Genomic DNA, 9428 nt, shown 5'->3' with positions numbered 1-9428 from the left:
CCCCCACCACGAGCAAGGACACCAGCCACCCGCCACGCCAACCCATGCCACACCCCTTGCAAACAGGCCTGGGAGGGAGGGTGCGTCGTGCAAGGGGATCCGCCAAGTACCCCCGGGTCGGGCCCGAACTCGCCTGCTTGGACCCACGCGGTGTACGGCAGGGCCTCGCACCGCGCGGTCGGTATACTGCGCATCCCCATGAAGACGGACACGCTGAAAGCGCAGATCAAACGCACGTTGCGGCGCGACCTGTGGCTCGCCATCGCCCCCGCGGCGCTCCTCGTCGCCGCCGCGTTCGCGGTGACGTTCTACTTCGTCAAACCCGCGCCCCCCAAGACACTGGTGATGGCGCTGGCGCCCGAAGAGGGTGGCTTCAACTACATGGCGAAGCGCTACCAGAAGTTCCTCGCCGAGCAGGGCGTGACGCTGGAGCTGCGCCTCACGAAGGGCTCCGTCAGCAGCGTGGAGCAGCTGGCCGCGGAGGACAGCGGGGTGGACATCGCCTTCGCGCAGAGCGGCACGACGGGCGGCAAGGACCAGGCGGTGCCGGAGCATGTGGTGTCGCTGGGCAGCCTCTCCTACGTGCCGCTCTGGGTCTTCTACCGGGGAGAGCGCGTGGACGACGTGCGCGGCCTGGCAGGCAAGCGCATCGCGGTGGGCCCGGAGGAGAGCGGCACGCGCGCGCTGGCGATGACGCTGCTGAAGGCCAACCGCGCGGACGCGGCGCCCACGCAGCTGTTGCCGCTGGACCGGGACGCGGCCATCGACGCGCTGGTGAAGGGCACCGTCGACGCGGTGTTCCTGGTCTCCCCGGCGGAGTCCAAGCGCATCCAGAAGCTGGCCGCCGGGAAGGACGTGCACCTCATGAGCTTCACGCGCGCGGAGGCCTACACGCGCCGCTATCCGTACCTGTCGAAGCACGTGTTGCCCCGGGGCGTGTTCGACTTCGCGGAGGACGTGCCGGATCAGGACGTGCAGTTGCTCGCGCCCAACGCGCTGCTGCTGGCGCGCGACACGCTGCACCCTGCGCTCGCGTATCTGCTGATGCGCGCGGCCAGTGAGATTTCGGGCACCGCGGGCATCCTGGACAAGACAGGGGAGTTCCCCGCGCCGCTCGCCGCGGGCTTCCCCCTGAGCAGCGAGGCGAAGCGCTTCTACGCGTCCGGCGTGCCGCTGCTCCAGCGCTACCTGCCGTTCTGGGCGGCGAACCTGGTGGACCGGCTGTGGGTGATGCTGGTGCCCATCATCGCGGTGGTGGTGCCGCTGATGCGCGCGGTGCCGGCGGCGTTCCTGTGGCGGGTGCGCTCGCGCATCCACCGCTGGTACGCGCGGCTGAAGGAGATTGAGATCCAGCTGGAGGAGGACCCGGACCAGGAGATGCTCCAGGACATGCTCAAACGGCTGGAGGAGGCGGAGCGTGAGGTGAACCGCATCGCGGTGCCGCTCGCGTACGCGGAGAACCTCTACTTCTTCCGCGAGCACGTGGACGTCGTGCGCCGCCGGCTCACGCGCAGGCTCGCGGGCGCGCCGGAGCACAAGGAGCTTCCCCTGCAGGTGAGCGCCTGATGGACGGGGGCGTGGACGAAGAGGTGTCGCTGGTCGGGTTGACGGAGGACATGGGCGTCAACGCGGTGCTGTTCGGCTTCGTGGGGCTGTACGCGCTCACGTTCCCGGGCCGCGTGCGGGCCTGCTACCTGGTGGGCAGCCACGCCACGAGCGAGGCGGTGGGCGAGAGCGACCTGGACCTCACGCTCGTCTTCAAGGACACGTTCCTGCCGGGCGAGGAGGCCCGCTTCGAGCGCTTCCGCATGGCGGTGGGGCCGCTGGCCCGCTACCCGCTGGACCTGAACGCGGTGGAGGAGGCGCGGCTCGTCGCCGAGGGCGAGGTCAACCTCAAGCAGAACGCGCTGCTCATCGCGGGCGAGGACGTGCGCGACCGCGTGCCGCTGATGCCGCTGGAGGCGTGGACGCGCCACTGCATGCACCAGCCGTACAGGTTCATCGAGCGGGCGCGCGCCCGCGCCGAGGACGCGCCCCTGCGCTACCCGCTGGAGTACCCGGACGCGCGGGGCGAGCTGTACGGCTACGACTACCGCGAGGTGATGGACGCGCAGGGCCAGCTGCACCGGGGCTTCAAGGAGCTCGTGACGTTGGCGTGCCGGATGGCGACGGCGGCGGTGGCGCTGGACGCGGGCCGCCACACCTTCTCCAAGCGCGACGCCATCCAGGCGCACCGCGAGCACATCCACGACACCTGGACGCCCCTGTTCGAGTCCATCTTCGCGAGCCGCCAACAATGGGGCTACCGCGTGCCGGAGGACGCGGCGGCGCGGGCGAAGCTGCGCGAGGCGTGCGCGCGGATGCTCGACGCGGAGAACGCCTTCCTCGCGCGCTACCGCGACTTCCTGCTGGCGGAGGTGACGCGGGGGAGGGTGGAGGACCGGGTGCTGGCGGCCCGGCGGCTGGGGGACATCGCCTATCCCGGCGACGAGGTGCCCCAGGCGCTCCAGCAGCTATTGGAATCGCCGGAGCCCGTGGACGCGGCGCTGCGCGAGGCGGCCCGTGAGTCCCTCGCGCGCTACCGCGGCGTGAAGCCTTCTTGAAGGAGTGTGGATGTCGCGCCCCCCGGTGTACCTGAAGCAGAACGTCGTCGCGGAACCGCTCCACAACCAGTGGTACGCGTGGTGGTTCCTGGCGTCGCCCATGACGGCGCCGCTCTTCGTCGCGAACCTCCATGTGAAGATCATGGAGTCCTTCGTCGCCAACCCCGCCATCCACGTCGCGGCGCTGAAGAGCCCGGCGCTGCGCGGCGGCCCCTACCTCAACTGCGGCGTGGAGCGGGTGGGGGAGGTGAAGGCGCTCTTGGAGCGCACGCTGAAGGAGGAGGCGCTGGCGCTCGGGTATGCGCAGGCGATGCGGGAGTTGGACGCGCTGCTCGCCTCCGCGGAGGGCTTCTCCCTGGAGGAGCTGTACCCGCGCGTGCCGGACCTGCTGCGCGGCTACGTGGAGCTCACCTATGACCTGAAGAACCGCGCCTCGCCGCGCTTCTTCGAGTCGCTGCTCTACAAGAGCCCGTTCCACCGTGAGTCCTCGCAGAGTCTGTCATTGCGGCTCATCCACGAGGACGCGCGCCCGTATGTCTTCAGCACGCCCCGGCTGGACGACTCGCGGGATGGCAGCCTCCAGGTGCGCCTGCCCTTCCGGCACGAGGCCTGGGACACGCTGTTCGCCATGCGGCGCACCCCGGCACCGCTGGAGCCGGTGCGCGACGCGCTGGGCATCCCGCCGCAGGACGGGGACACCTTCGCGTCCTTCTTCACGCCCGAGCCGCCCCGGCCCGCCCCCCGCTACGACGGTGACGGGGTGCGCGTGCGCTACTTCGGCCACGCGTGCGTGCTCATCGAGTCGCGCCACGTCAGCGTGCTCACCGACCCGGTGGTGAGCTACGACTTCCCCAGCGACCTGCCGCGCTACAGCTTCGCGGACCTGCCGGAGCGCATCGACTACGTGGTGCTCACGCACGGCCACGCGGACCACCTGATGTTCGAGCCGCTGCTCCAGCTGCGCCACCGCATCGGCACGGTGGTGGTGCCGGCGGGCGGTGGCGGCGCGCTGGTGGATCCGTCGCTGCGGCTGATGCTCCAGCACGCGGGCTTCCGCAACGTGGTGACGCTGTCGGAGCTGGAGTCGCTGCCGGTGCCCGGTGGTGAGCTGCTGGGCCTGCCCTTCCTGGGCGAGCACGGCGACCTGGACGTCCGGGGCAAGCTCGCGCACCTGGTGCGACTGGAGGGGAAGTCGCTGCTGATGGCGGCGGACTCCAACGCGCTGGAGCCCCGGCTGTACGAACACGTGCGCCGGCACGTGGGCCCCATCGACATGATGTGGCTGGGGATGGAGTCGGAGGGCGGGCCGCTGAGCTGGATGTACGGGCCGCTCCTGCCCGCGCCGCTGTCCCGGAAGATGGACCAGTCGCGGCGGCTCAACGGATCCAACGCGGCGCGCGCCATCGACATCGTGCAGCGGCTGAAGCCGCGTCAGGTGCGCATCTACGCCATGGGCCGGGAGCCGTGGCTGGGGCACGTGATGGTGATGGGCTACCACGAGCAGTCGCCGCAGCTGGTGGAGTCGCGCAAGCTGCTCGCGTACTGCCGGGAGCAGGGACTGGACGCGGACATGCCCTATGGCCAGGCGGAGTCCTTCCTCCGGTGACGACGCCGACGCCCGGGGCCGCCGCCCCCGTCTCCGCGCGGCGCCTGCTGGGCCTGGCCTGGAGGGAGCGGCGCGCGCTGGGCGTGGGGTTGTTCTTCCTCGTCGTGGCCACGGTGCTGTCGCTGGTGTTCCCGCAGGCCCTGCGCGTCATCGTCGACGAGGCGCTGGGCGCGAAGGACCAGGGGCTCATCGACCGCACGGCGGTGGGGCTCACCGTCGTCTTCGCGGTGCGCGCGGTGGCGGACGCGCTGCGCTTCTACTTCTTCAACACCGCGGGCGAGCGCACCGTGGCGCGCCTGCGCGAGGACCTGTTCGCGAGGCTGGTGGACCAGGAGGTGGCGTTCTTCGACACGCGCCGCACGGGTGAGCTGACGAGCCGGCTGACGGCGGACACCACGGTGTTGCAGCACGCGGTCAGCAACAACATCGCCACCGCGCTGCGCAGCGGGGCGCAGGCGGTGGGCGGCCTGACGATGCTGTTCTACACGTCGCCGTCGCTCGCGCTCCTGATGCTGGGGGTGGTGCCGCCGGTGGCCATCGCGGGCGTCGTGGTGGGGCGGCGGATCCGCCAGGCGTCGCGCCAGGTGCAGGCCGCGCTGGCGGATGCCACGGGCGTGGCGGATGAGGTCTTCACCGGCATCCGCACCGTGCGTGCCTTCGCCGCGGAGAAGCACGAGGTGGGGCGCTACCGGGGGCGCCTGTCGCAGGTGCTGTCGTTGATGCACCAGCGCTCGCGCCTGTCGGCGGCCTTCATGGCGGGCAGCGGCTTTGGCGGCCTCTTCGCCGCGGCGCTGGTGCTCTGGTACGGCAGCCGGCTGATGCTTCGGGGCGAGCTGTCCATGGGCAACCTGACGTCGTTCCTCGCGTACACGTTGCTGGTGTCCACGGCGCTGAGCGGGCTCACGGACCTGTGGGGGGACTTCATGCGCGCGTCGGGCTCCGCGGAGCGCGTGTTCGAGATGATCGACCGCGTGCCCGCCATCCCGCTGGAGGGTGGCGTGCGGCTGCCCGTCCTGGAGGGGCGTGTGGAGTTCCGGGACGTGCACTTCGCGTATCCCTCGCGGCTGGACGTGCCGGTGCTCCAGGGGCTGGACCTGGAACTGGCGCCGGGCGAGGTGGTGGCGCTGGTGGGGCCTTCGGGGGGAGGCAAGTCCACCATCGCCGCGCTGCTCGCGCGCATGTACGACCCGCTGGCGGGAGGCGTCTGGGTGGATGGCCACGACCTGCGCACGCTGGATCCGGGCTGGCTGCGCCGTCACCTGGGCGCGGTGGCGCAGGAGCCGCTGCTGTTCTCCTGCTCCATCGCGGACAACATCCGCTACGGCCGCCCGGACGCCACCGACGCGGAGGTGGAGGACGCCGCGAAGGCCGCGAACGCGCATGACTTCATCACCCGTTTTCCGGAGGGCTACCGCACGGAAGTGGGTGAGCGCGGCGTGCAGTTGTCCGGCGGCCAGAAGCAGCGCGTCGCCATCGCGCGGGCGGTGCTGAAGGATCCGCGCATCCTCGTGCTGGACGAGGCGACGTCCGCGCTGGACGCGGAGAGCGAGCACCTGGTGAAGGACGCGCTGGAGCGGCTGATGCAGGGCCGCACCACGCTCATCATCGCGCACCGGCTGTCCACCGTGGCCAACGCCCACCGCGTGCTGGTGCTGGAGTCCGGCCGCGTGGTGCAGAGCGGCAGCCACGCGGTGCTGATGACCCAGGACGGGCTCTACCGGAGGCTGGTGGAGCGGCAGTTCGTGGCGGCTTAAGGGGTGATGCCGAGCAGCTCGCGGATCTGCCGCATCATCTCGATCTCGGCTTCGTCCACCTGGCCGTCCCCGGCGACGAGGCTGTGGACGGCGTCGATGACGGCCTTCGGGTTGTCGCGCAGCAGGCCCAGGTTCGGGGGAGGCAGCGGCTTTCCCTCCTGGAGGCAGCGGGTGAGGGCGCTGAGCTCCGTCAGGGAGACGCTGAACCCGCGTGCGGTGTCGATGATTTGATCGATCTCCTCGCGGGTGACGCGGTCATCGCTGGTGGCCACCTGGAGCAGCAGCTTGATGACCTCGATGTGGAAGCGGGCGTCAGGGTTCGGCGGTGTGGCCATGCGCGGTGGGTTCTCCAGGGGGGTGGTCCAGGCTGACCTGCCCGAGGGGGAGGCGTCCAGCGGGGACTCCGGCGGTGAGAGGCCAGCGGGCGGGCGAGGGTGTCATGGCGGACATACCTTGTTGGGGGGATATGCACGCGTCCCGGTCCTGTCATTCTTGCGAGGTATTGCAAACCGGGGGCGCACACAGCATGAGCAGACCCATGAAGTTCCTGGCGCGTGAGCAGGCATTGATCCACGAGTTGAAGGAGCGGCTCCTCGGCGCCCGGACCCTCGATGCCATCTATGAGGCCATCGCCAGCACCCTGGCCCAGCTCTGCGGTGCGGACCACATCGCGATCGGCTGCGTCAACCCGGATGGCTCGGCGGGTTTGCAGTGGAAGACCGATACCGTCCACCCCCTCCTGAAGGATTACAGCGAGTGGGCGCAGGACGACTTCGTGTTCCACGCCACCGTGGTTCAGCCCAACATCGTGCTCAGTGATACCCAGATGCTTCAGGGCCGGCCGCTGGAAGGCACGGAGACCTTCCAGCGCAGCCGGAGCGCGGGACTGAACCTGCGGCGGGTGCTGGCGTCCCTCCTCTTCGCGGAGCAGGGATTGACGGGGAGCATCGCGATGTATGGCGAAGGCTCGCGTCCCTTTTCGCTCCGGGCCCAATGGGTCCTTCAACAAATCGTCCCGTACATCGCCCGGGCGATGGCCACGGTTCGTGAGCTCTATGCCGTCCGCTTCGAGCGGGACCTCCTCAAGGTGATCTCCATGGAGTCGAATCCGTCGCTGGTGCTGAACGTCCTGGGGCGACGGGTCGTGGAGACGGGCAGCGCCGTTCCCCTGCTGCAGAAGTGGTTCACGCGCCAGGAACTCCACGATGGCGTCCCCCTGGACTGGACGCGGCGGGTGCTGGAGTTGTCGCGCTTCGACCCCGCGACGGATTCCTCGCTGCAGACGCTCGTGATGGAGCGGGGCGAGGAGAAGCTGGAGGTGACGTTCACGCCGTCCACGCTCCTGTGGGCTGGCCGCATGTTGTGGCAGGTGCGCATGCACGAGCGCCCCCACTGGTTGCGGGCGGATTGGGTCAAGCTGCTCACCCCCCGGGAGCTCGAAGTGGCGGGTTGGTTGTACAAGGGCGCGGCGAACAAGGAGATCGCCCATGCGTTCAAGTGCTCCGTGGAGACGGTGAAGGTGCACTTGAAGTCGATCTTCGAGAAGACCGGCGTCAACTCCCGCGGAGAGTTCGTCGCTCAGGGCCGCCGCTCATAGCGAGCGGTCGAAGAACTCACGCAGGTGGCGCGCGTAGCCCTCGGGGTCCTTCTGGGCGTACTCCCCGTGGGCCGCCTCCGGCACCTCCCACAGCTGTCTGGGTTCGCACGCCGCGCGGTAGAGACTGGCCCCCAGCTTCTGGGGCCCGTCCGGGTCGCTGCCTCCGTTGATGAGCAGCAGCGGCCGTCCCTCCAGCCGGCACATCCCCTCCAGCGGCCGCACGGCCTCCACGTCGATGCCGGCGCGGCGCAGTCCCCACAGCACGGCCCAGGTGCTCGCGCCGTAGTGCGAGCCCATGTCCCGCGCGAGGTCCGGGAACGCTCCCGCCACCGCCACCGCCTTCACGCGCGGGTCGTCCTGCGCCACCAGCAGGGCCGTCGTCCCGCCCATGCTGAAGCCGAACAGCCCCACCCGTCCCGGCGTCACGTCGGGCCGGGCCCGGACGAAGGACAGGGCCGCGCGCACGTCCTCGCGCTCGCTGTCACCCCAGCCCACCGCGTCGCCGTCGCTCTCGCCCTGGCCGTGCAGGTCGAACAGCAGCACCCCGTGGCCCGAGCGCGTCAGCACGCCCGCCTCGAAGAGGAGCTGCGTGCGGTTGGCCGCGAAGCCGTGCACCAGCACCACCGCCGTGCCGTCGCGCGAAGGCACGTACCAGCCGCGCAGCACCCGTCCCGCCGCCTGGAAGGACACGTCCTCCAGTCCCGTCAGCGCGTCCGGTCCGGAGGGACGCGCCACCGGAATGCGCGCCGGATGCACCAGGGCGCTCGCCGTGCGCAGGCCCCGCACCGCCGTGAACGCCCCGAAGCCCGCCGCGCCCACGGCCAGCACCACGGTCAGGACCCGGAACCACCGCACGCGAAGCGTCTTCGAGGACACGGATCAGCTCCTGACGGGACGGGTGTTGCGCCAGCGCTCGACGAGGTTTCGCACGGCGGCTCCCCATTCGGGGTACTCGAAGGTGAAGCCCGCGTCCAACAGGCGCCCGGGCACCACGCGGCGGCTCTTGAGCAGCAACTCCGTGTCCGTCCGCATGAAGAACGCGCCGACCTCCAGCATCCACTTCGTCGCGGGCAGCCCCACCCGCACGTTCGCCGCCTCGCGCAGCTTCGACATGAACTCCCGATAGGGCAGGGGGTGCGGGGCCGCGAGGTTCACCGGCCCGTCCAGGTCCTCGCGCTCCAGCAGCAGCAGCACCGCGCGCACGAAGTCCTGGTCGTGGATCCACGACACGAACTGCTTCCCGCTGCCCGCGTTGCCGCCCAGCCCCCGGCGCGTCAGGCCCAGGAGCACGTCGAAGATGCCCTCGCGGTCCGGGCTCATCACCATCGCGGCGCGCAGCGCCACCTTGCGCGTGCGCGGCGTGTTCGCCTCCGCCAGCGTGCGCTCCCACGCCTGGGCGATGTCGATGCTGCGCTTCCAGTACGCGGGCACCCCGGGCTCGTTCCCTCCGATGAGCCCCGTGGCCTCGTCGTTGGGCGCGTCCAGCCGGTGCGCGTACACCGTCGCGGTGCTCATCTGCAGCCACACGCGCGGCGGCCGCGCGGCCTGCTCGATGGCCTGTCCCACCGCCCGCGTGGAGTCCACCCGCGAGTCCATCATCTGGCGCAGGTTCTCCTCCGTGTAGCGGCAGTTCACGCTGCGGCCCGCCAGGTTGATGACCGCGTCGGCGCCGTCCACCTCCCGCGCCCAGTCCCCCACGGTGCGGCCGTCCCAGGTCACCGTGCGCGCCACGCCCTGGCCCCCCCGGCTGACGAGCACCACGTCGTCACCCCGCGCGAGAAACGCCCGCGCCAGCAGTGCGCCCACCTGCCCCGTGCCACCCGGAATCACGATCTTCACGGCCGACCCCCTCGCATCTGTCTCTTATA

General features: G+C 70.7%; 8 protein-coding genes. 5 read left to right on the top strand and 3 right to left on the bottom strand.

Annotated features, from left to right (window positions below; genetic code table 11):
• Window positions 1-198: 198 nt before the first annotated feature.
• From D7V97_RS34575 to D7V97_RS34560, 4 genes are read left to right on the top strand one after another with little or no spacing between them, the layout of a single operon-like run.
• Entirely contained in the window at window positions 199-1566 is a 1368-nt protein-coding gene (locus D7V97_RS34575) for a TAXI family TRAP transporter solute-binding subunit (protein WP_120614888.1), read from the top strand.
• Window positions 1566-2603 carry a nucleotidyltransferase domain-containing protein gene (locus D7V97_RS34570; RefSeq protein WP_120614887.1) on the top strand — a complete coding sequence of 346 codons (1038 nt, stop codon included), beginning with the start codon at window positions 1566-1568 and terminating at the stop codon, window positions 2601-2603. The genes D7V97_RS34575 and D7V97_RS34570 overlap by 1 nt, the downstream gene beginning before the upstream one ends.
• A gap of 10 nt (window positions 2604-2613) precedes the next feature.
• A complete protein-coding gene (locus D7V97_RS34565) occupies window positions 2614-4209 on the top strand; it encodes an MBL fold metallo-hydrolase (RefSeq protein WP_120614886.1) in 1596 nt (531 codons plus the stop codon).
• Window positions 4206-5963 carry an ABC transporter ATP-binding protein gene (locus D7V97_RS34560; RefSeq protein WP_120614885.1) on the top strand — a complete coding sequence of 586 codons (1758 nt, stop codon included), beginning with the start codon at window positions 4206-4208 and terminating at the stop codon, window positions 5961-5963. Before D7V97_RS34565 ends, D7V97_RS34560 begins: the two co-directional genes overlap by 4 nt.
• Here the strand turns inward: D7V97_RS34560 and D7V97_RS34555 are convergent.
• The gene (locus D7V97_RS34555) at window positions 5960-6298 is read right to left on the bottom strand and encodes a TerB family tellurite resistance protein (RefSeq protein ID WP_120614884.1); all 339 of its coding nucleotides are present in this window, start codon (window positions 6296-6298) and stop codon (window positions 5960-5962) included. The genes D7V97_RS34560 and D7V97_RS34555 overlap by 4 nt on opposite strands.
• A 203-nt stretch (window positions 6299-6501) precedes the next feature.
• Between D7V97_RS34555 and D7V97_RS34550 the strand changes: the two genes are divergently transcribed.
• Window positions 6502-7560 (top strand): LuxR C-terminal-related transcriptional regulator, encoded by a 1059-nt coding sequence (locus D7V97_RS34550; protein ID WP_158623518.1) that lies wholly within the window; start codon window positions 6502-6504, stop codon window positions 7558-7560.
• Here D7V97_RS34550 and D7V97_RS34545 read toward each other — a convergent pair.
• Window positions 7555-8436: an alpha/beta hydrolase gene (locus D7V97_RS34545; protein ID WP_120614882.1), complete on the bottom strand. Its 882-nt coding sequence runs from the start codon at window positions 8434-8436 to the stop codon at window positions 7555-7557. The genes D7V97_RS34550 and D7V97_RS34545 overlap by 6 nt on opposite strands.
• Before the next feature lie 3 nt (window positions 8437-8439).
• A complete protein-coding gene (locus D7V97_RS34540) occupies window positions 8440-9399 on the bottom strand; it encodes a TIGR01777 family oxidoreductase (protein ID WP_120614881.1) in 960 nt (319 codons plus the stop codon).
• Window positions 9400-9428 lie beyond the last annotated feature (29 nt).

Source organism: Corallococcus sp. CA053C, from assembly GCF_003611675.1.
Lineage (GTDB): Bacteria > Myxococcota > Myxococcia > Myxococcales > Myxococcaceae > Corallococcus.
The sequence above is the reverse complement of the archived record's forward strand: the minus strand, read 5'-3'. Positions and strand labels throughout refer to the sequence as shown.